The following is a 20,207-nucleotide window of genomic DNA, read 5'->3' as shown; positions in this document are numbered from 1 at the left end:
CATTGAGATGAAAGTACAATGATAAAGGCACAAGAGGGCAATATTCGAATAGCTGCCAGATAAAAGAAATATGAGAAAAAAATCAGATGTAAAAAATTTCCAAACGAAGGAAGGAGACCGCACAATTTTTGTGTTGGTCTCCTTCTTTTGTTCGTTTGAGTTTAAAGCAACGGCTGTTCTGCATTCATGCCTTTATTGAGGGAGCTCCTGGAAACTATCCATGATCTTTGTTAGTTCATCTTTTGAGGAATCAAAAAGACTTGCTAAGGTCCAACCATACAATTGAACATAATTATTATCGGTTTCTGTTACATAATATAAGTAATGTATGTTCAACCCTTCTACAGTTGCAGCAAAATCAACCATTTGGGTTTGAGTACCAGGAACCGGTAAAAATGTCGCGTTGGTACCAAAATTCGATGCTAAACTGTCTTGAACCAATGCAAGATAACTGTCGAAATCTGCAAAGTCTTGTTTAGACTCCACAACAGCCGCCAGAAATTTTGTTTGTAACGAATCAGAAAGCATAAAATCATTATCTGGATTTAGTGACTCAAAATCGGCTACAGTTTGCCAATTTGTCGGCAGTTCCAGCGAATAGGAATAACCGCTTACACCAGTGATCGTCTGCTTCTCAACAGGAATCACATTTTCTGAAGTGCCAGTGCTGGCTGTTTCAGAAGATCCTACAGTGGAAGAAAATTGTGTACGCTCTTTTTCTTTTGTGGAAGAATCAACCGATCCCGATGGTTTTTCTGTACATCCTGCTAAAAATAACCCAAACCCAACTAAACCTAAAACCATGTGCTTTTTCATTTTTTTACTCCTTCTAGTTTTTTTAAAAAACTTATTTTATTTATCCTATAATAAGCTCGTAAATAAGGCAATAGAAGAATCTTTCTAAATAAGCACTATTGAAAGTAGTTTATCGAATTTTAAAAATTCAAGTTTCGTTTATCTGCTGGCTAAGTCTGGATAGTATAGGAGATTGTACACATTTTTCCTTACATGATGCAAAAATTGATTATAAAACCCACAAATCATTTGCTATGCTATATAAAAAGTGAATGCATCCCTCGCTGCTCAGGATGATTATTGTCGGAAAGGTACACTTGTGCTGTCATCGGCAATCAGAACTTTTTGTTAGCTGTCGATTATCCATTGATAGTCTCCTAAGCAGGGAAATGCTAGAAAACAGAGGTGAGTGGATGTTTTATCCAGATGTCAAAGAGTATTTGCGAAAGATGCGTGGGAATATTGATTTTGCAGTGATGAAGGAACGTCTGCCATTGGTCCATAGATACTGGCAAGTGACGGAAGCAGAAGTAGAAAGAATTGTTCGCGAAGAATCTGAGGAAGATTTCTGGACAAGTGTACAACAAATCATCTTACTCGATGCCAAATTGGTCCTTTTGCGAAGCTATATCAGCGAATTTGATTTCCAAGGTTTTTCAGAGGAAGAAATCATCGAGAATATCGAACTAGATCATAGCACCTATACAAAAGAATTGTGCGGTTACAATTTAACAGATACAGGACATCCCTCGATCCTTTTTGGAAAGGGCAGATGACTCGATCAGATTAACGCAAATCTTTTCTTTAACGACAAACGAAGCGTATACTGGAATAAGAAAGAAAAGTTTTCTACTATTATATTGCTCTTTTATAATGCTTTTCCAAAAAAGATATTTACCATTCGTTAGGAGAGATTTCCATGACTGAATTTACTCAGATCGTTTTGCTGTTTTTCTTGTATTCTTTTGTGGGGTGGCTGTGGGAAACGGTTTACTGCTCGATAAAAGCCAGACATTTTGTTTATCGAGGATTTTTGGTAGGACCGATCACTCCTATTTATGGCTTTGGAATTTTAGGTGTCTTGTATTTACTGCGACCGTTACATAACCAATTGCTGCTGCTCTTTTTTGCAGCAGCTGTTTTAGTGACCTTATTAGAGTACGTGACGAGCTTTTTATTAGAAAAACTGTTTCATGCTTCATGGTGGGATTACCACAATGTTTTTTTGAATATCAATGGTCGCGTGGCTGTCCCAATTTCAATCTTTTGGGGCATTTGCTGTGTCTTGATCGTCCGCATCGTTCATCCGCAAATGTTGATCATTGTCCAAATGTTGGCTGAAAGATTCAGCTTTTATCTACCTGTTGGATTGTTGATGGTGATGTCGTTGGATATGGGCTATACATTGGCTAATCTTGCTGCTTTTCAACGAACGGTTCAACGACTGGACCGTGCTATTGAACAGCAGAAAGCCACTTTATCAGAAAGTTTGGAACAAAAGAAAAACAATTGGCAGGAACGTATTTCTGAACTGCCAATCGATTGGCAGCAATTGCGTGAAACGTTACCGAAGCTGAATTTTCATCAGCGAAGACTTTTAAAAAACTTTCAAAAACTGCAAATCAATGAGATTACCAATGTTCAAGACTTACGGCGGTTTGTGGAAGAATTACGTAAGAAGAGAGAGTAATATTACAAAAGTGTTACAATAAAAAAAGCCTTTTCAAGGCTCTGATTTCCCACTTTCACGTGAATTATTTTTTAATAGACTCTTATTTCTCCCACTTTGGCTAAAAATTGTAATAAATTGTAAAAGAGTTGCAATATATCTTGCCCCCAGAATTTGTATAATAATAAGCGTTGGAAACCATAGTGAGAAGTGAGGGAATTTTTTTGAAGGCAAAGAAATTACGTACCATGGTCGTCGCAGTCTTTGCGGCAGGTATCGTTTCGCCGATCTTTGCGCAGGCTGAATCTCTGGAATCATTGAAAGAGAAAGAAAGTGCCGTTATGCAGCAAAGTCAGCAAATCAGTACAGAAGTACAAATCGCTTTGACCGATGTCAATAATAAATACAGCGAGGTTGAAGCATTAAAAGCACAAATCGCTAACAATGAAGAAACGTTGGCACAAACCAAAGAAGAAATAAAGGCAACTCAAGAAACGATTGAAAAACGTGAAGCTGTAGTTGCAGAACGAATGAAAGACATTCAGGTCAACGGTGGAGTAACCAGAGATTGGACAGTCTTGTTGGAATCTTCCAATATCCAAGATTTCATCAACCGGGCTTACGCCATGACAATGCTCCAAAATCTAGAAAAAGAAAAAATCGACTCGTTGACATCTGAAAAAGAAAAATTAGAGTCTCTGCAAGAAAAAGCCGAGTCTACCAAAGAATCCTTACAGCAGGATCAATCCTCTTTGGAAGCACAGGCGCAAGAGTTGGATAGTAAGATCGCCAACTTGCAGACACAGTTGAAAGAAAACGAATCGACCTTAGCAAAGATTGCTTCCAGCAAAGAAGCAGAAGAAGCTCGGATAGCTGCTGAAAAAGCAGCCAAAGAAAGAGCAGCCAAAGAAGCGGCCGAACAAGAAGCTAAAGAAAAAGAAGCGAAGGCAGCGGAAAAAGCAGCGAGTGAAAGCTCAAGTCAAGAGTCGTCATCTTCAAGTGAGAGCGCGCAATCAAACAGCAGTTCAAGCAGCAATTCAGCTTCAAGCAATACGAGCAGCAGTTCGACGAATAATAGTTCAAACAACTCGAATAACAGCTCCAACAATTCGGGTAGCAGCACACCTTCCAGCGGCAAGACAATGATCATGGAATCAACCGCATATTCTTATGCAGAGAAAGGTGCTAGCCACCTGACTGCCAGCGGAACAGATCTTCGCAGCAATCCAATGGCGGTCGCAGTCGATCCAAGTGTGATCCCATTAGGTACCTTGGTGAATGTTGAAGGATATGGCGTGGCGCTAGCGCTAGATACAGGAGGCGCGATCAAAGGAAATATCATTGATGTCCACTTTGATAATGTAGCCAAATGTCTGCAATGGGGCCGACGTCAAGTAAAAGTAACGATTCTAGACTAATAAACGAAAAAGCGTATCTTGTAACCCTACCATCATTCATGATTGATGGTGGACAAGATACGCTTTTTTATTTAGTGGGTAAAAGCATCATCTAGAAAAGCTCGTTTCATTCCTGCAGCTGTGCCTGCATCGTTTTCAATGTTTGGATGGAATCGTACATTTGTTGTTGCTCGGACTCATTGAGAGGCATTTCAATAATTTCGCGAATGCCTTGACTATTGACGATTGCAGGGGAACTAATACAGACATCGGTTGCTTGATACTGTCCCTCTAAGTGTACAGAAACCGGCAGTACTGCATGTTCATCTTTTAAAATACTGCGGGTGATCCTAGCCAGCGAGATTGCTATCCCATAATGTGTCGAACCTTTGGCAGCAATGATGTCATAAGCGGCATTTTTCACTTTTTCTGCAATCAGGCTGAGATCCTGCTCCGAAAAATTTGGGTGTTTTTCCAACCACTCGTGAACACTTAAGCCACCAATATTGCCATGGGACCAGACTGGAAATTGGGTGTCACCATGTTCCCCTAAGACGTAAATCTGAATATCCCGTGGATCAATGGTCAACTGCTCGCCAATCGCATTACGTAAGCGCGCACTATCGAGAGAAGTCCCAGAGCCAATCACTTTGTGAGAGGGAAAGCCAGTGATTTTTTTGACATAGTGAGTCAAAACATCTACTGGATTACTAGCAATCAAGAAGATCCCTTGAAAACCGCTAGCAATAACAGATTTCACGATCTTTTTCATGATCTGAGCATTCTTTTTCGTCAAATCCAGTCGTGTTTCATGGGGCAGCTGTGCTGCACCAGCGGTGATCACTACAAGATCTGCATCTCGACAATCCTCATAATCAGCAACATATAGTGTTTTGGGACCAACATATGCCAAGCCATGATTTAAATCCTGAATGTCACCCGCTACTTTTGCCTTATCTAAATCAATAATACCAATTTCATTGCCAATTCCTTGAGCGACTAATGCAAAACTGTAACTCGAACCTACATCCCCATTTCCGATCAGAATGATTTTTTCCATGAAAGATCCTCCCAAATTTGATTCGACTTAAATACACCTAAACTGTACCAAAGAACCAGAAAAAAGAGTATTGATACGTTCTCAGGGGCGTTGCTGTCTTATAATTAGGGAAGCAATAGACGCTTAAGAGCACTTCCACTGTCATAGTCGGAAGTGCTCTTAAGCATTCATATGAGGATTGAGACATTTGGCTAGCTTATTCCAGTCATTTTTGTCAGGGAAAGTTTTAAAAATCAAACAATCAATGTCATTAGCATAATCGGAAACATATTCTGTGTAATTTGTTACCACGAGATCAATGTGATTCATCATTAAATAATCAGGTGACAATTCATTTGAATCAGGAAAGAAAAAGTTTTTTGAGCTATGCAAGTAATGCATCGATTTGCTTTTTAAATACTGACAGAGAATATATGAGCCTTCAAATAAGAAAGCAACATTTTTTTTGGTATGCCAATAAAGCGATTTGATAGATTCCAAATAGATCGTCAGACTGGCGCTTAAATGGGATAAACTCTTTTTATTCCAAGTAGCAACAGCTAATGGATTTTCTGTGAGAAAATTCCGACATTTTTGATAAGACTCAGGAAACAAGCGCTGGGCGTAAAGATTGACATCGGCAATATTATGATTCAACAAAGGGGAGAGCAACTGCTTGATTTTGGCTACGGTAAAGAAAGATTCGATCAAGATATGATCGCGGGAGGAATTTTTGGTTTCAGGAATACAGGTAGCTACAAAATCACTGGCCAGCTGAGTGATTTCTGCCCACTGATTGTATTTTTGGCAGAAGACTTCCTCACCAGTAACGTCACTAATCGAACGCCGGCTCCAAACCAAAAGAAAGAGATAGAGAATCTCTTCTTGGGGCAGTCTTTGTTGGTAGTGTTCAAAGATATGCTGATTGATTTCCGCAAATTCTTTGAAATCTTCTTTAGTTGAAAACAGTTTGCTGATTTTTTTTGGTAGTTTCACTGTGTGTCCCCCGCAATAGCGCTCAAGGGTTATGTACAAATAATAATTGAGCTCTCCAAATGAGCAGGCTTGCTTGTTGGTTCGCTGGCAGTCAGAAAAAGCTTTGACGGTGATGTCGTGAATCGCAATAGGGGGAAAGATCGTGTGTGCCGTGATTTCTGATTCATAATAAAAATCATGAAAAAATTTACGGATATCCATTTCATCGCCAATGAATGTGATTGGGTTATAATCCAGCTGCAAGTGGTAGTCGCGAAGAACAGGTTGTACTTTTCTCAAGTAACGAAGAACCGTACTCTCCGAGATATGATACCTTTCTGCCCATTCTGAAGAACGCATTTCTTCATGCTGAAAAATACTCTCGACAATATGGAAAAGAATCTCGTCAGTAATGAGTGCTCGTTTCGCTGCGAGGTACTTCGCCGGGTTCAATACGGTGAAAATATAACCCTTGTGGGACGAATCGATATGGAGGGCATCCTTGAAATGGGACTTCATGTCTGTGATATCAGTCACAATCGTTCGCGTTGTACTTGAGGAAGCCTTTGCCAGTGCACGAGTAGAGCAAAGCGGCTCTAACTCAAATAAGTCGAGAATGCGCATCCAACGGATCGTTGCAGTATTCGTAACGAATTTCATCTGAAGCTCTCTCACTGGTGTGCTCCTCTCATTTTCCAATTAAAGAATTGAATCTGTCTATAGCTATCTTAATGAAGTTACAATCGCAATAACAAATCACGTATTTCATCAAACGGTGAAAAAAATGACATGAATTGCCAATAAACCATTCTTTTGCAGTCACTTATTGGCAAAAAAACCAGATGAAAAAGAACAGACACCTTCCCATTTCAAAGAATAGAATATTGAAAAATAATTTAGTTTATCAGAACAGATCAAAGCGAGCACTTAAAAATAGAAAATTAAATGAGTAAAAAATGGTTTTTTCAACTATTTAAATTATTTAATTACTAGATTGAAAAAAGACTCAAAAATAATTGCAAACATCCAAGAATCCTTTAAGAAACAAAATCGTGATTTTTCTCGCTGTTCATGATGCTAGTTTTATTACAAGGGATACACCTTAACGAATTCCTGAAGAAAGATGAAAAAGAGAATGAAATTCTTTTAATGGAAAAATTGATCGTCAGAAATTAAATAACAAAATATATAGTTTTTAATGTTTTTTTATATAAAAGAGATCGCTGTTTTATTCAAGTTAAATCACAATTTTTGCAAAAACATTGTTCTTAATGATGTAAAAACTTGGTAAATTACCTTTATTTAATTTCAATTTTCTCTTATAATTAACTAGAATTGAGCAAATTTGCTTTTCTTGATTGAAAAGATAAATTTATAAAGCACAAATAATTTAGGGAGTGTGTTCATGGGAAAGCCGTTACTTAAGACTTTGACCGTTGTGGCAGTCGGTGTTGGATCCGTTGCCATCTGTTTGGTTGGATATCGCCAGAACAATCAGCGACAATACCAGCAGCGGGTAGAATATGCGCAAACTGCGATCGCCAGTGAGACCGACAGTATTGCATCATTGAAGAAGGAGGTCGCAAGCCTTTATCTCAATGAGGATCGAACATTCTTAAAAGCGGGCATCACCGCTGATGATATCAGCCAGCTCGTTGGAAAGTTGTCCATGATCAAAGTATCTGGTGAAGAATACGGCATCGAAGAGAATGCATTGCCAGCAGATGCAAAAGAGATCCAAAAGCAGAAACAAGCCATTGACGATGAATTGAAGGATATCGAAGCAAAGCAAAAAATCCAAGAAGCAACCGATAAGCTCTTCACGAAAGGCGTCTCCAACTGGCAGAAAGCCGAAAATGACGTCATCATCAAAAAAGATCTGAAAGAGACTGACGTTGGCAGCATTCGTGAAAACTTGAATTTTTTTGAGGATGACAAATGGACAGCGTTAGTGAAAGAATACCTTGGTTTTGCAGATGCTCAACTTGATCGCGTGACAAAACTGCAAAAAGACTTTGATCGTATGCTGAAAGACGATAAAGTGACGGATGCAGTGACCTACGAGAACTACTTATCAGCCGTTGACAGCATCAGCAAAATTCGCAATAAAGACTTGAAAGAAAAATATACCAAGCTTGCAGAAACCGTTGCTTCACAAATGGGCTATGCTGGTTATTACGGCAATACAACAGATACGGCAACGACTGGTGATGGCTATTCAGATAGTATGACGGATAGTTCAGAAACAGATTCAGAATCCTATTACTGATAGGAAGAGCCAACTGGAGGAATAATTATGTCAAAAGGAAAAAAGATTTTTTTGATTATTTTTGGAATCGTTGCTGTACTCGTGATCGGTGTGGTAGGAATCGGCGCCAAGTTATACATGGATCTTTCCGGTTCGATCCAAAAGACCTATGAGTCGGTGGAGCGTTCACAAGATGAAAAGAAACGGGAAAATCCTGTTGATTTAGAAAAACAAGAGTCCTTTTCAGTTCTATTGATGGGGATCGATACTGGGGACTTGGGACGTGTCGATCAAGGCCGTTCAGATACGATGATGGTAGCGACGGTTAGTCCAGAAGATCAACAAACAACGATCGTTAGTATTGCTCGGGATACTTATGTGGACATTGTCGGTCATGGTACGAAAGACAAAATCAATCATGCCTATGCATTTGGTGGTCCTGCAATGTCGATGGATACCGTGCAAAAATATTTAGATATTCCCGTGGATCATTATATCTCAATCAATATGGCCGGTCTGAAAGAATTGGTAGATGCCGTGGGAGGCATTGAGGTCAATAATGACCTGACTTTTAGTCAAGACAATTATGATTTCACGATTGGAAAAATCACTCTAGATGGCGATCAAGCATTGGCGTATTCCCGTATGCGGCATGAAGATCCCAATGGCGATTATGGCCGTCAAGAACGACAACGCAAAATCGTTGAGGGAATTGCTAAGAAAGTGTTGAGCTTTGATGGCGTCAGCAAATACCAAGATATCTTGAGTGCTGTCGAAAGCAATATGAAGACAGATATGAGTTTTGATAATATGCGGACGATTGCATTGGATTATCGGGATGCTTTCAAAACGATCAAACAAGATCAACTTAAAGGGGAAGGCTTCATGCAAGATGGCATTTCCTACCAACGGGTTAGTGAGGAAGAACTGAATCGAGTTCAAACAGAACTGAAAGAACAATTAAATCTAGAGAATGAATAAGAAAGTGGAGAAGAAATGGAAGAAACAATTAGCTTAAAAGAGATATTTGAAGTCTTGCGAAAACACTTGGCTTCAATCATAATTGCCATGTTTGCCGGCTTGGCACTTGCGGGAATTGCAACCTTCTTTGTGATCACACCAAAGTATAGTTCACAAGCCCAATTGATCGTGACACTGCCGCAATCGGAAACCGCAAATGTCAATGATGTCAATACCAATCTGCAAATGATCAATACGTATAAAGACATGATCGTCAGTGACTTAGTATTGAACGAAGTCAAAGATCGTCTGGAATCAGAAAGCAATGTCAAAATGACGGCTGGAGAAATCAAAGACGCGATTTCAGTCAATCAATCTCAAAATTCCCAAATGTTTTCGATTCAAGCAACCAATCCGAATGCTGTGACCGCACAAAAAATTGCTAATACCACAGCACTAGTCTTTCAGGAAAACGCCAAAGATGTCATGAATGTGGACAAAATTTCCATCATTTCAAGTGCTGTTGCCAGCACATCGCCGGTATCGCCAAACAACAAATTAAATCTAGTGATTGGCTTAGTTTTAGGACTGATGGTCGGTGTCGGACTTGCTTTCTTATTTGAATTATTAGATCGTACCGTAAAAGACGACAAATTTGTTACCGATACGATTGGTTATACAATTTTAGGGACAGTACCGCAAATGTCGCAAAAAGAATTGAATGCGACGATCCAAAAGAAACCAACAAGACCAACTTTGAAGAAACCAACGAATGACAAAACGACGGAATCTCGTCGCAGCCGTTCGAGAGTATAGGAGGAAGAGACATGGCTAAACAACAAGAACGTAAAGGGACCCAAACCCATGCAGTAAGTCTGATCACTTTAGTGGATCCTTCTTCTCCTATTTCAGAGCAATATCGGACGATTCGAACCAATATTCAATTTGCGTCTTCAGCGGATCAACAAATAAAAACATTAGTCGTCACTTCTTCGGGACCAGGCGAAGGCAAATCGACCACATCTGCGAACCTAGCAGTGGTCTTTGCAAAATCAGGTCAACGAGTATTGTTAGTGGATGCAGATATGCGGAAACCCACCGTCCACAAAACGTTTAATTTACTGAATAATGTGGGCGTTAGTACAGTTTTGAGCACTTCAACGAATCTAGCTGAGGCAGCCCAACAAACAGTGATCGACAATCTCTCCATTTTACCAAGTGGTCCTAAACCACCAAACCCATCGGAATTATTGGGATCATCTAGAATGAACCAAGTGATGGTGGAAGCAAAGAAACTCTATGACATCGTGATTTTTGATATGCCGCCAGTAGTGGCAGTAACGGACGCCCAGATCATGGCGTCCAAAGCGGATGGGACGATTCTCGTTGTGCGCGAAAATGTTTCCCGCAAAGAGCCATTAACAAAAGCAAAGGAATTATTGAATATGGTGCAAGCTCGCGTATTAGGGGTAGTCTACAACGGGGCAGAAAACAGCAAAGATGCTGGCTATTACTATTATTACGGGAATTAATGAATTAGGAGACGAACGAAATGATTGATTTACATTGTCATATTTTACCTGGTATCGATGATGGTGCCGAAACGATGGAAGCAAGTATTGCGATGGCAGAAAAAGCCATTAGTCAAGGAATCACTCACATCCTGTGTACGCCACATCACAACAACGGGAAATATCACAATCCAAAATCTGACGTTATTTCGTTGGTCTCTTCTTTGCAATCAGAATTAGACCAGCGAAATTTGCCGTTGACCGTATTAGAAGGACAAGAGGTACGGATAACAGGAGATTTAATTGAGGATATTCGTAATGATGAGATTTTATTTACGGATCTGGACGATACGTATATTTTGATAGAATTTCCTACAATGGAAGTACCAACTTATTCCGAACAAGTCTTTTTTGAGTTGAAGAGTCTTGGAAAGACACCAGTTATCGTGCATCCAGAGCGAAACGCCTATTTTAGAAAAGATCCAAATAATTTGCTTCCATTCCTAGAAATGGGGTGCTTAGCACAATTGACAGCTCCAAGCTATATGGGAGTTTTTGGGAAAGATATTCAAAAAACAGCGAAAATAATGGTTGAACACAATTTGGTTCAGATGGTAGCGTCAGATGCTCATGGAGTCAATAAACGGACTTTTTATATGAAGGAAGCGTATGAGCAGATCGCCAAAGATATTGAACCAAACAAAGTAACTTTAATGAAACAAGTGGCGAAAGATTTGATAAATGGGGATCAGATCGATTATCCAGAATACACAATGATAAAAAAGAAAAAGTTTGGGTTATTTTAGGGGGCTTTTGGGTTGTTTGAATTAACAAGAAGAAGAAAAATAGCCACGTTGATTCTAGTGGACAGCATCTTATTGGTTTTTGCCAATATTGCTTCGTATTATTTTATGAAACCATTTGTTAGTATTCCAATGGATTTCATGCAAATTTCAATTATCCTTTCAATTGTCTTATACTGGCTATTTGGTTGGATTTTCCGCGTTTTTTCCAGAATCAATCGTTACACGAATCTGCGAGAAATGATCGCTATCTTTTTAGCGTTGACATTAAGTTCATTTGCAACGATCATTATTCTTTTTTTTAGTAAAGAAAATTATAGTATGCGACTAGTAGTCTCAACATACTTTCTTTCGATGTTCTTTATTATTGCTAGCCGATTAGTTTGGCGATTGTACATTGAGAAGAAAAACAGCCGCTGCATACCTAGTGAAGAAGTAAAGAATACCTTGATTCTAGGAGCTGGCGAGGGTGGTCGAATTCTCTATAATAGTTTGTTAGGATCAAAGACTGCCGGGGATATCAATGTCGTTGGGTTCATTGATGATGATCCGAACAAAAGACACACCTATCTTTCTGGCAAGAAAGTACTTGGCTCTATCAAAGACTTACCTGAACTAGTTGAAAAATATGAAATTGCTATGATCACTATAGCGATTCCATCTCTTTCCCGGAAAAAGCTTCGTGAAATTTTTGAATTGATCGAGCCGTTACATGTAAAAGTAAATAGTATGCCGTCAATGGAAGAAGTCGCTTCAGGAAAAATCAATCTTTCTCGCTTAAAAGAAATCGATGTGGTTGACTTATTAGGACGAGATGAAGTCCAGTTGGACATTGATGCCATCAAAGATCAAATCACAGGAAAAACGATCCTAGTAACAGGTGCCGGGGGATCAATCGGTTCAGAGATTTGTCGTCAAGTAATCCGCTTCAACCCTCGTAGGCTATTGTTACTGGGTCACGGAGAAAACTCGATCTATTTAATTGATCGCGAATTAAGGAACAACTACTCAGAGTGTGTTACGGAAATCGTTCCTATCATTGCAGACATCCAAGACCGTAAGAAAATCTTTGCGATCATGGAAGATTATCAACCGGAAATTGTTTATCATGCTGCGGCCCATAAACATGTGCCATTGATGGAGTACAATCCAAGAGAAGCCGTTAAAAACAACGTCTACGGAACTAAAAATGTGGCAGAAGCTGCTAAAGCAGCCAAAGTAAAAAACTTCGTTATGGTTTCTACAGACAAAGCAAATAATCCTCCGAATGTCATGGGAGCGACGAAACGAATCGCCGAAATGATCGTTACCGGATTAAATGAAGCAGGATGTACGAAATTTTCGGCTGTCCGTTTTGGGAATGTGTTAGGCTCTCGAGGAAGTGTGATTCCCGTGTTTCGGGAACAAATCGCAAATGGCGGACCAATTACCATCACGGATTTTCGCATGACGCGCTATTTTATGACGATTCCGGAAGCCAGCCGATTAGTGATTCAATCAGGAGCTTTAGCTAAAGGTGGAGAAATCTTTATTCTAGATATGAGTGAGCCAGTCAAAATCATTGATTTAGCAAAAAATATGATTCGATTGAGCGGGTATAGTGAAGATGAAATAGAGATTATTGAGACAGGGATCCGTCCCGGGGAAAAACTCTATGAAGAACTGCTTTTAGATAAAGAACGAAACGATGAAGCCGTGTTTGAGAAAATTTTTGTTGGCAATATCACTGGCTATTCAATAGCAGAAGTGATGGAATTTGTTGAACAATTATCTGATGATGACAAACAGCTAGCAAAAGATGTTGTTGCTTTTGCCAATGCTTCAAATAAATAGGAGTGGATCAAGTGTACAAAGATAGGGTAAAGCGAGGGATCGACTTTTTGCTGTCCTTAGCAGGGATAATCATTCTTTCCCCGATTTTTTTGATCTTGTGTCTAGCAATTAAAGTAGATTCAAAAGGACCGATTATTTTCAAACAAAAGCGAGTTGGTAAAGACAAAAGTCATTTTAATATCTACAAGTTTCGCACGATGAAAGTTGATACTCCAAAAGAAATGCCGACTCATTTGTTAGAGAATCCTGATTTTTTTATCACAAAAGTTGGGAAATTCTTGCGAAAAACTAGTTTAGATGAACTGCCGCAGCTTTTTAATATTCTAAAAGGTGATATGGCAGTGATTGGTCCGCGTCCGGCATTATGGAATCAATACGATTTGATTGAAGAACGAGATAAATATGGGGCAAATGACATTCGTCCAGGATTGACTGGACTGGCTCAAATCAGTGGACGTGATGAGCTAGAGATACAGGAAAAAGCTAAGCTTGATGGGTATTATACAGAACACATTAGTTTTGGAATGGATGTTAAATGTTTCTTTGGAACGATTACCTCTGTATTTAAAAGTGATGGTGTCGTCGAAGGTGGTACCGGAACGATGAAGAAGGAGGATGTGGAATGAAACGGATTTTAATAACTGGCGCGAACAGTTACATTGGCACCTCTTTCGAGAATTGGATGAAGCAGTTTGGTGACGAGTACCAAATCGATACATTGGATATGCATGGCGACCTTTGGAAAGCAAAAGATTTTTCTCATTATGAGTCTGTTTTTCATGTAGCTGGGATAGCCCATGCCGATGTTTCAAAAGTAAGTGAAGAAACCAAACAACTTTATTATAAAGTAAATTGTGATTTAGCTGTTGAAACAGCTAAAAAGTATAAGAATGATTTAAATGGAAGAATTGGACAGTTTATTTATATGAGTTCAATTATCATCTATGGTGAAGAAACAAATATCAATAAAAAAAGGGTAATAACACCCGAAACTGAACCAAATCCATCTAATTTTTATGGGGACAGTAAATGGCAGGCTGAAAAACAATTAACATTACTTCAAAGCGAAAATTTTTATCTCGCAATTATTCGTCCACCAATGATTTATGGTGAGGGTAGTAAAGGAAATTATCAGCAATTAATAAAAATAGCTAATAAACTTCCACTTTTTCCAAACATAAAAAATGAACGTTCAATGCTAAACATTGATAGATTATGTGAATTTATCAAATTTAGAGTCGACTCCTCAGATAACGGGGTATTTTTCCCCCAGGATGAAAATTATGTTAGGACAAGTTATATGGTTAGAGATCTTGCACTTGAAAGTGGAAAAAAGATTTACTTGTTTTCATGGTTGAATTGGTTCATTTATCTTTTAGGATATTTTCCTGGGAAAATTGGGAAATTAGTTAATAAAGCTTTTGGTAATTTAGTATATGAAAAGGATTGTTAAAAAATGAAAAAAGTGCTGATGGTAGCATCTGTAGCGTCTATGATTGATTTGTTCAATATGAATAACATACAAATTTTACAAGACTTGGGATATACGGTGGAGGTTGCTTGTAATTTTCAAAATGGGAGTATCACTTCTAGTAATAGAGTAAATAAATTTAAAGAAGAATTAGAAGATAAAAATATTAAGTATTACGATATACCAATTCCAAGAAATATAACGAAATTGAAAGATATATACATATCTTACTCAATTTTAAAAAACATTATTGATGAGAATCAGTACAAGTTGATTCACTGTCATTCCCCCATAGGTGGGGTTATAGCAAGAATTTCTGCAGCAAAATACAGACATAAAGGACTCAAAGTTATCTACACAGCACATGGATTTCACTTTTTTAAAGGTGCCAGCAAAGAAAAATGGTTTATCTATTATCCAATTGAGAGATATTTGTCTAAAATTACCGATTGTATTATAACAATTAATGAAGAAGACTATAACATTTCTAGAAGCAAAATGAAGACAAAAAGAGTGGAATATGTGCCAGGTATCGGTATTGATGTTGATAAAATAAGTTCTGTACCCAAAAGTGACTATCACGGGAAATTTAATCTTATAAGTATTGGGCAATTATCACACCGTAAAAACCATAGGTTAGTGATAGAAAGTTTAGCATTATTAAAAACGAGAATAAATATTGATGATATTCAATATTTGATATGCGGTTTAGGTGAGTTAGAAAATCAGCTGAAAGATCTTGCAAACAAACTTAAAGTTTCAGAAAATATTGTTTTTTTAGGGTTTCAAGAAAATGTTGTTAAATATTTAAAACAAGCAGATTGCTTTGTATTTCCATCGTATCAGGAAGGACTTCCTGTATCACTCATGGAAGCTATGGCTGTCCCATTGCCTGTTATATGTAGTAATGTAAGGGGAAATACTGATTTGATAGATGACAACAAAGGCGGAATACTTATTAATCCCGACGATACTGAAGGTATGGCAAGAGCTATCGAGTTGATTGTAAAAGATAGAAATTTAAGAGAAAAGTACGAAGAATATAATTTGGACAAAGTTAAAAAATATGATACGTCTATCGTAAATCAAAATATGAAAAAGATTTACAAAACAATAATTGAAGAAAGGTAAGAGAAAATAGTGAATATATTACATTTACTTACCAGTAATAAATTAGGAGGTGCAGAAAAAGTTGCAATAAACATTATTGAATTTTCAAATAAAACGAATAAATGCTTTTATTGCTCTCCAAGTGGTGATATAGAAAATTATCTGAGTCTAAAAAATGTTGATTTCATCCAATTTTCAAAGATATCATACTTTGAGTTGAGTAAGATTATTAAGTCTTACAAAATTGATATTATACATGCACATGATTTTAAAGCCAGTATTTTATCCTCTTTTTTCTCAAATAAGTGTAGGATAATATCGCACTTACACCAATCGCCAAATTGGATATATAAAGATAATCTTAAAACTATTGTTTACAGAAATAGAACAAAACATTTCAATAAGATTATTGTAACTTCAAAGGAAATAAAAAATAGCAAACTTTTTACATTAGGAACACTTAATCAAGTGAAAATTATTGATAATTACGTTGAAATTCCCAAAAAAATCAAAGATGAAAAAAAAGTATATGATTTTTTATTTTTAGGTAGGCTAGAGAACGAGAAAAATCCATTTTTATTCTTAGACTTTATTGAAAAGTTTAATAAATTTTTTACTTGTGATGCAGCAATTTGTGGAGATGGATCTTTAAAAAATATTTTAGAAAAAGAAGTTGAGGAAAGAAAACTTAACATAAAATTTTTAGGATTTAATACGGATCCTTTTAATATAATTGTGAAAAGTAAGTTTTTAGTCATTACCTCAAATTACGAAGGCTTTAGTTTAGCCGCTATAGAGTCAATGTCGCAAGGAGTTCCAATAATTACTCGCCGAATAGGAGGAGTCACAGACTTACTTCAAGTGAATCAAGGTATAGTAGTAAAGGATTTTCTTTCAACTGAATTTATTTATGAATTGAAGAATATTATAGATTCTGATTATTATTCGTATTCCGACAATGCAAGAAAATTTTCGGAGCAATACACAGATGAAACAAAATGGCAAACAATAGTAAAGGAGATGTATAAATATGATAAAGAAGTCTAGACTAACAAATTTTCTGATATCAATGCTGATTTTTTATTTTATTTATACACCAGAATTCTTTTTAATGTTTGGATTACCAATACGGAGTCAATACATTACTCTAGTAGCATTTATTTTGATGTTATTTTATAACTTAATGTTATTATCTTTAGAAAAAAAAACAAGTCTCATTATAGATAAGGATACATATAGTTTATTTGCTTTTATTTTTATTGCGAGTGCGTATTTTGCTTTTGTCGCAATTCTGAATTCAGAAGATACAAGATTTGCCCAGAATACTTACATTATTGCTCAAGTTTGTGTAATATTTTTCTTGTTACAGCAGTTAAAAAAAACTAGTAAATATGATATCCAGTTGGTAACTATATTTCGGTTGGCAGCAGCGCAAGGTGTAATAAGTATTTTCATGCTATTATTTCCACCTCTAAAAGAGATAGCTTTGAGATTATACTATTTAGGTGCTGAGGAAAATTATTTTATATCAGCAATGAGAATATTTGGATTGAGTTCTGATTATACTTTTTTTACACCGATTTATCATGGTTTTCTTGTTTCTATAGGAGTTTACTTATCATTATTTAAAAAGATAAATTTATATAGATTTTTGCCATTAATTTTAGTAGCAATTGTATTAAATGGAAGAACTGGACTTATTTTATCAATTGTTTTAACTTTTTTTGTTTTTTTCGCTTATAACTTAAGTAACTATTCGAAAATTTATGATTCTATTAAAGTCATTATTATTGTCTTCTTGAGTGGGTTTATAATGATTAACGTTTTGAAGACTTTAAATCCTAAGACTTATGATTGGATATATTCTTCTTTTGAAGAAATATATTATCTCTTTTTCAAAAAAGAGGCAACTGGTACATTTTCTACTCTTGATATGATGTTTCAGCTTCCTGTGGGAGTACATTTGATTTTTGGAGAAGGTTTTAGACTGTATGGAAATACTAAAGGACTTCCACATTCAGATATAGGATTTGTTAATGATTTATATCTTGGGGGGATAATTTATTGTGTCATCCTCTATGTATCTCAATTTTGTTACTTTGCCAAATTATCTTTTGTTACTAAAAAAAATGAACGTTTTGTTTTACTCATAATATTCATTGTTACGTGGTGCATAGCTAACTATAAGGGAGAAGCGAGTCGAGGTGGTTTAATATTACTTGGTTTAATTGTCTTAAAGAAAATAATAAAGGACTTGTATACGACTAAGGAGGCATATGGAATTGGAGAATAAATATGAAATTTCAGTAATTATGTCTACTTACAATGAAACAGAAGATCAAATTGATTTAGCAATTAACTCAATACTTAATCAGTCGTTTGCTAATTTTGAGTTAATTTTAATAAATGATAACCCTGATAATAATAAATTGGACAATCAATTGAGAGATTATAAAAGAAAAGATCAAAGAATAAAATATATAAAAAACTTGGAGAATATGGGACTAGCTTCTTCACTAAATATTGGTCTAAAAAATGCATCTAGTAAATATATTGCTAGAATGGATGCTGATGATATTAGCATGCCAGATAGACTAAAAGTAGAAATCGATTTCTTAAAAAAAAATCCAGAAATTTCTTTGGTGAGTTCAAACTGTATATATATTGATGAAGAAAATGAAATAATTAAAAAGAAGCCATCCATACCTATAACTCCACAAGCTTGCAAAAAAATTCTCCCTAAGGGTTCATTTATTATCCATCCAAGTGTTCTTTTTGTAAAGAAAGATATCGTTTCTGTTGGTGGTTACAGAAAAATTGATACTGCTGAAGACTATGATTTATGGCTGAGGCTGATATCCAATAATCTTAACATCGCTACAATTGATGTGCCTTTAATTTATTATAGGATTAGAGGTAATAGTATGACTAATTCAAATCACTATAGAAAGATATTTACCGATTTTTATATTAGAAAATTATTTAAAGAGAGAGTACTTGGTAATGACGATCAATATTCTCATGAGAATTATCTTATAGAGTTGAGTGATGAAGATAACTTGTTGAAATATGAAGAAAGCATGAAAATGCTCAATATATCAAAAGAATATCTTTCTAAAAGAAATTTTATTATGTCTTTGAGATATTTCATGAAATCTCTTTCGATTTCTGAAATAGTACGAAAAAACTATAATTCTATTATTATTTATAAAATACTTAAAGAATATTACTTATTTAAGGAAAAAATTTTTTTTAGTAAGGAAAGGAAATATAATGAATCAATTAGAGTTAATATTAGAAATATTGAAACAAAATCGTAGAAATTTAAAAAACAAAATAGATTATTTAATTGGAGATAAGAATTCTTTTCACCCAGAAACACCGGTTGTTCTTCTTGATGAAGTTTCACATGGAAATCTTGGAGACCAAGCCATTGCTTATGCTGAACATCAATTTATAAAAAAACATACAGGTTATAATCTATCTTCGTTATTGGATTTTGAGGCAACAAAATGCTTAAAAGCTTTACATCATGACGTTGAAAATCATTCGACTATCCTTTTTTTTCATGGCGGTGGTAACTTCGGTACACTATATCCTTCAGCTGAATCTTTTAGGAGAACAGTTTTGAAGAAATTTCCAGATGTAAAAATTATTATGTTTCCTCAATCAATTTTTTTTTCAAATGACAAGAAAGGAAATTACGAATTAGAATTAAGCAGTAAAATATATTCAAATAGAAAAAATCTGTTGATATTTGCAAGAGAACCAAGAAGCTATGAAATAATTAAGAACAATTTTAAAAATAAAGTGTTTTTAGTTCCAGATATAGTTTTTTCACTTGATATTACTGAAAGGCTAAAAGGTAACAGGAGAGAAGGCGTCATCACTCTTTTCAGAAACGATCAAGAAAAAAAGATATCTGCCCAAATTTTAACTGAGATTAACAAGTATTTGACAATAAATTTTAAAAAAATAACAGACTCTGATACTCATATTGGACCAAAATATAATAATAAGATTGATTCCTCTAACAGAGAAGAATTTTTATTTGAAAAATGGAATGAAATTGCTGCTCATGAACTTGCGATAACTGATAGGTTACATGGAATGATATTTTCTTATATAACTAAAACTCCTTGTATTGTTTTCGAAAATAATAATCATAAAATTCGTGAGACATATGATTATTGGTTAAAAGATTGTAATTACATTGAGATGGTTAGTAGTTTTGAGGACTTTAAAAGTGCCTCTGAGAAACTAAGTAAAATTAAACCTAAAATGAAAGATTTTTCGAAAGATTTTAGTACTTTAGCTAACGAGATTAGCATTAGATTCACAAGCTGATACTCATGCTTACTTTAAATATAAAACAATGGAATTTCTTAACAAGTAA

General features: G+C 36.0%; 19 protein-coding genes. 16 read left to right on the top strand and 3 right to left on the bottom strand.

Translation table 11 applies throughout. The features are described 5' to 3' along the window. Positions 1 to 192: 192 nt before the first annotated feature. Complete coding sequence (locus IGJ45_RS10870) at positions 193 to 816, bottom strand: hypothetical protein (protein WP_103299520.1); 624 nt, start codon at positions 814 to 816, stop codon at positions 193 to 195. 368 nt (positions 817 to 1,184) lie between these two features. On the opposite strand from IGJ45_RS10870, the gene IGJ45_RS10865 reads away from it, so the two are divergent. The 3 genes from IGJ45_RS10865 (at position 1,185) to IGJ45_RS10855 (ending at position 3,882) form a co-directional block, all read left to right on the top strand. Continuing rightward, positions 1,185 to 1,571: a DUF7006 family protein gene (locus tag IGJ45_RS10865; RefSeq protein ID WP_225585844.1), complete on the top strand. Its 387-nt coding sequence runs from the start codon at positions 1,185 to 1,187 to the stop codon at positions 1,569 to 1,571. Between the two features lie 143 nt (positions 1,572 to 1,714). Beyond that, complete coding sequence (locus IGJ45_RS10860) at positions 1,715 to 2,485, top strand: putative ABC transporter permease (protein WP_081131452.1); 771 nt, start codon at positions 1,715 to 1,717, stop codon at positions 2,483 to 2,485. A 203-nt stretch (positions 2,486 to 2,688) separates the two neighbouring features. Beyond that, positions 2,689 to 3,882: a 3D domain-containing protein gene (locus tag IGJ45_RS10855; protein WP_349703860.1), complete on the top strand. Its 1,194-nt coding sequence runs from the start codon at positions 2,689 to 2,691 to the stop codon at positions 3,880 to 3,882. 106 nt (positions 3,883 to 3,988) lie between these two features. Here the strand turns inward: IGJ45_RS10855 and IGJ45_RS10850 are convergent, their stop codons facing one another. After that, a complete protein-coding gene (locus IGJ45_RS10850; RefSeq protein WP_349703859.1) occupies positions 3,989 to 4,921 on the bottom strand; it encodes an L-lactate dehydrogenase in 933 nt (310 codons plus the stop codon). 159 nt (positions 4,922 to 5,080) lie between these two features. Continuing rightward, entirely contained in the window at positions 5,081 to 6,550 is a 1,470-nt protein-coding gene (locus IGJ45_RS10845) for a helix-turn-helix domain-containing protein (RefSeq protein WP_195957042.1), read from the bottom strand. Positions 6,551 to 7,280: 730 nt separating this feature from the next. On the opposite strand from IGJ45_RS10845, the gene IGJ45_RS10840 reads away from it, so the two are divergent. The 13 genes from IGJ45_RS10840 to IGJ45_RS10780 are packed head-to-tail and all read left to right on the top strand — an operon-like array spanning position 7,281 to position 20,158. Continuing rightward, positions 7,281 to 8,144, top strand: coding sequence for a hypothetical protein (locus IGJ45_RS10840; protein WP_349703858.1), 864 nt, complete (start codon positions 7,281 to 7,283; stop codon positions 8,142 to 8,144). A 27-nt stretch (positions 8,145 to 8,171) separates the two neighbouring features. Then, a complete protein-coding gene (locus IGJ45_RS10835) occupies positions 8,172 to 9,104 on the top strand; it encodes an LCP family glycopolymer transferase (RefSeq protein WP_349703857.1) in 933 nt (310 codons plus the stop codon). A 15-nt stretch (positions 9,105 to 9,119) separates the two neighbouring features. After that, complete coding sequence (locus tag IGJ45_RS10830; RefSeq protein ID WP_349703856.1) at positions 9,120 to 9,899, top strand: YveK family protein; 780 nt, start codon at positions 9,120 to 9,122, stop codon at positions 9,897 to 9,899. An 11-nt stretch (positions 9,900 to 9,910) separates the two neighbouring features. Further along, positions 9,911 to 10,615, top strand: coding sequence for a CpsD/CapB family tyrosine-protein kinase (locus IGJ45_RS10825; RefSeq protein WP_409531456.1), 705 nt, complete (start codon positions 9,911 to 9,913; stop codon positions 10,613 to 10,615). A 20-nt stretch (positions 10,616 to 10,635) separates the two neighbouring features. Further along, on the top strand, positions 10,636 to 11,400 hold the full coding sequence (locus IGJ45_RS10820; RefSeq protein ID WP_349703854.1) for a tyrosine-protein phosphatase: 765 nt from the start codon (positions 10,636 to 10,638) through the stop codon (positions 11,398 to 11,400). A 12-nt stretch (positions 11,401 to 11,412) separates the two neighbouring features. Beyond that, the gene (locus IGJ45_RS10815; protein WP_349703853.1) at positions 11,413 to 13,230 is read left to right on the top strand and encodes a polysaccharide biosynthesis protein; all 1,818 of its coding nucleotides are present in this window, start codon (positions 11,413 to 11,415) and stop codon (positions 13,228 to 13,230) included. Between the two features lie 11 nt (positions 13,231 to 13,241). Then, the gene (locus IGJ45_RS10810) at positions 13,242 to 13,856 is read left to right on the top strand and encodes a sugar transferase (RefSeq protein WP_041118904.1); all 615 of its coding nucleotides are present in this window, start codon (positions 13,242 to 13,244) and stop codon (positions 13,854 to 13,856) included. Beyond that, positions 13,853 to 14,683 (top strand): NAD-dependent epimerase/dehydratase family protein, encoded by an 831-nt coding sequence (locus IGJ45_RS10805; protein ID WP_349703852.1) that lies wholly within the window; start codon positions 13,853 to 13,855, stop codon positions 14,681 to 14,683. Before IGJ45_RS10810 ends, IGJ45_RS10805 begins: the two co-directional genes overlap by 4 nt. A gap of 3 nt (positions 14,684 to 14,686) precedes the next feature. Then, positions 14,687 to 15,832, top strand: a complete 1,146-nt coding sequence (locus tag IGJ45_RS10800; protein ID WP_349703851.1) for a glycosyltransferase family 4 protein — start codon at positions 14,687 to 14,689, stop codon at positions 15,830 to 15,832. Positions 15,833 to 15,841: 9 nt separating this feature from the next. Beyond that, complete coding sequence (locus IGJ45_RS10795) at positions 15,842 to 16,858, top strand: glycosyltransferase (protein WP_349703850.1); 1,017 nt, start codon at positions 15,842 to 15,844, stop codon at positions 16,856 to 16,858. Beyond that, the gene (locus tag IGJ45_RS10790) at positions 16,842 to 18,104 is read left to right on the top strand and encodes a hypothetical protein (protein WP_349703849.1); all 1,263 of its coding nucleotides are present in this window, start codon (positions 16,842 to 16,844) and stop codon (positions 18,102 to 18,104) included. The genes IGJ45_RS10795 and IGJ45_RS10790 overlap by 17 nt, the downstream gene beginning before the upstream one ends. Continuing rightward, entirely contained in the window at positions 18,094 to 19,131 is a 1,038-nt protein-coding gene (locus tag IGJ45_RS10785; protein WP_349703848.1) for a glycosyltransferase, read from the top strand. Before IGJ45_RS10790 ends, IGJ45_RS10785 begins: the two co-directional genes overlap by 11 nt. Further along, positions 19,085 to 20,158, top strand: coding sequence for a polysaccharide pyruvyl transferase family protein (locus IGJ45_RS10780; RefSeq protein ID WP_349703847.1), 1,074 nt, complete (start codon positions 19,085 to 19,087; stop codon positions 20,156 to 20,158). The genes IGJ45_RS10785 and IGJ45_RS10780 overlap by 47 nt, the downstream gene beginning before the upstream one ends. The last annotated feature ends 49 nt before the right edge of the window (positions 20,159 to 20,207 follow it).

The sequence above is a fragment of the Enterococcus sp. DIV0574 genome (genome assembly GCF_051711125.1).
Lineage (GTDB): Bacteria > Bacillota > Bacilli > Lactobacillales > Enterococcaceae > Enterococcus_D > Enterococcus_D gallinarum.
Note: the sequence above shows the minus strand (reverse complement) of the source record. Positions and strands in the feature narration are given on the sequence as shown.

Excerpts from the sequence above, each read along its gene's own strand:
- IGJ45_RS10870 (WP_103299520.1), bottom strand. The coding sequence starts at position 816 with ATGAAAAAGCACATGGTTTTAGGTTTAGTTGGGTTTGGGTTATTTTTA.
- IGJ45_RS10865 (WP_225585844.1), top strand. The coding sequence starts at position 1,185 with ATGCTAGAAAACAGAGGTGAGTGGATGTTTTATCCAGATGTCAAAGAG.
- IGJ45_RS10860 (WP_081131452.1), top strand. The coding sequence starts at position 1,715 with ATGACTGAATTTACTCAGATCGTTTTGCTGTTTTTCTTGTATTCTTTT.
- IGJ45_RS10850 (WP_349703859.1), bottom strand. The coding sequence starts at position 4,921 with ATGGAAAAAATCATTCTGATCGGAAATGGGGATGTAGGTTCGAGTTAC.
- IGJ45_RS10840 (WP_349703858.1), top strand. The coding sequence starts at position 7,281 with ATGGGAAAGCCGTTACTTAAGACTTTGACCGTTGTGGCAGTCGGTGTT.
- IGJ45_RS10835 (WP_349703857.1), top strand. The coding sequence starts at position 8,172 with ATGTCAAAAGGAAAAAAGATTTTTTTGATTATTTTTGGAATCGTTGCT.
- IGJ45_RS10830 (WP_349703856.1), top strand. The coding sequence starts at position 9,120 with ATGGAAGAAACAATTAGCTTAAAAGAGATATTTGAAGTCTTGCGAAAA.
- IGJ45_RS10825 (WP_409531456.1), top strand. The coding sequence starts at position 9,911 with ATGGCTAAACAACAAGAACGTAAAGGGACCCAAACCCATGCAGTAAGT.
- IGJ45_RS10820 (WP_349703854.1), top strand. The coding sequence starts at position 10,636 with ATGATTGATTTACATTGTCATATTTTACCTGGTATCGATGATGGTGCC.
- IGJ45_RS10805 (WP_349703852.1), top strand. The coding sequence starts at position 13,853 with ATGAAACGGATTTTAATAACTGGCGCGAACAGTTACATTGGCACCTCT.
- IGJ45_RS10800 (WP_349703851.1), top strand. The coding sequence starts at position 14,687 with ATGAAAAAAGTGCTGATGGTAGCATCTGTAGCGTCTATGATTGATTTG.
- IGJ45_RS10790 (WP_349703849.1), top strand. The coding sequence starts at position 16,842 with ATGATAAAGAAGTCTAGACTAACAAATTTTCTGATATCAATGCTGATT.
- IGJ45_RS10780 (WP_349703847.1), top strand. The coding sequence starts at position 19,085 with ATGAATCAATTAGAGTTAATATTAGAAATATTGAAACAAAATCGTAGA.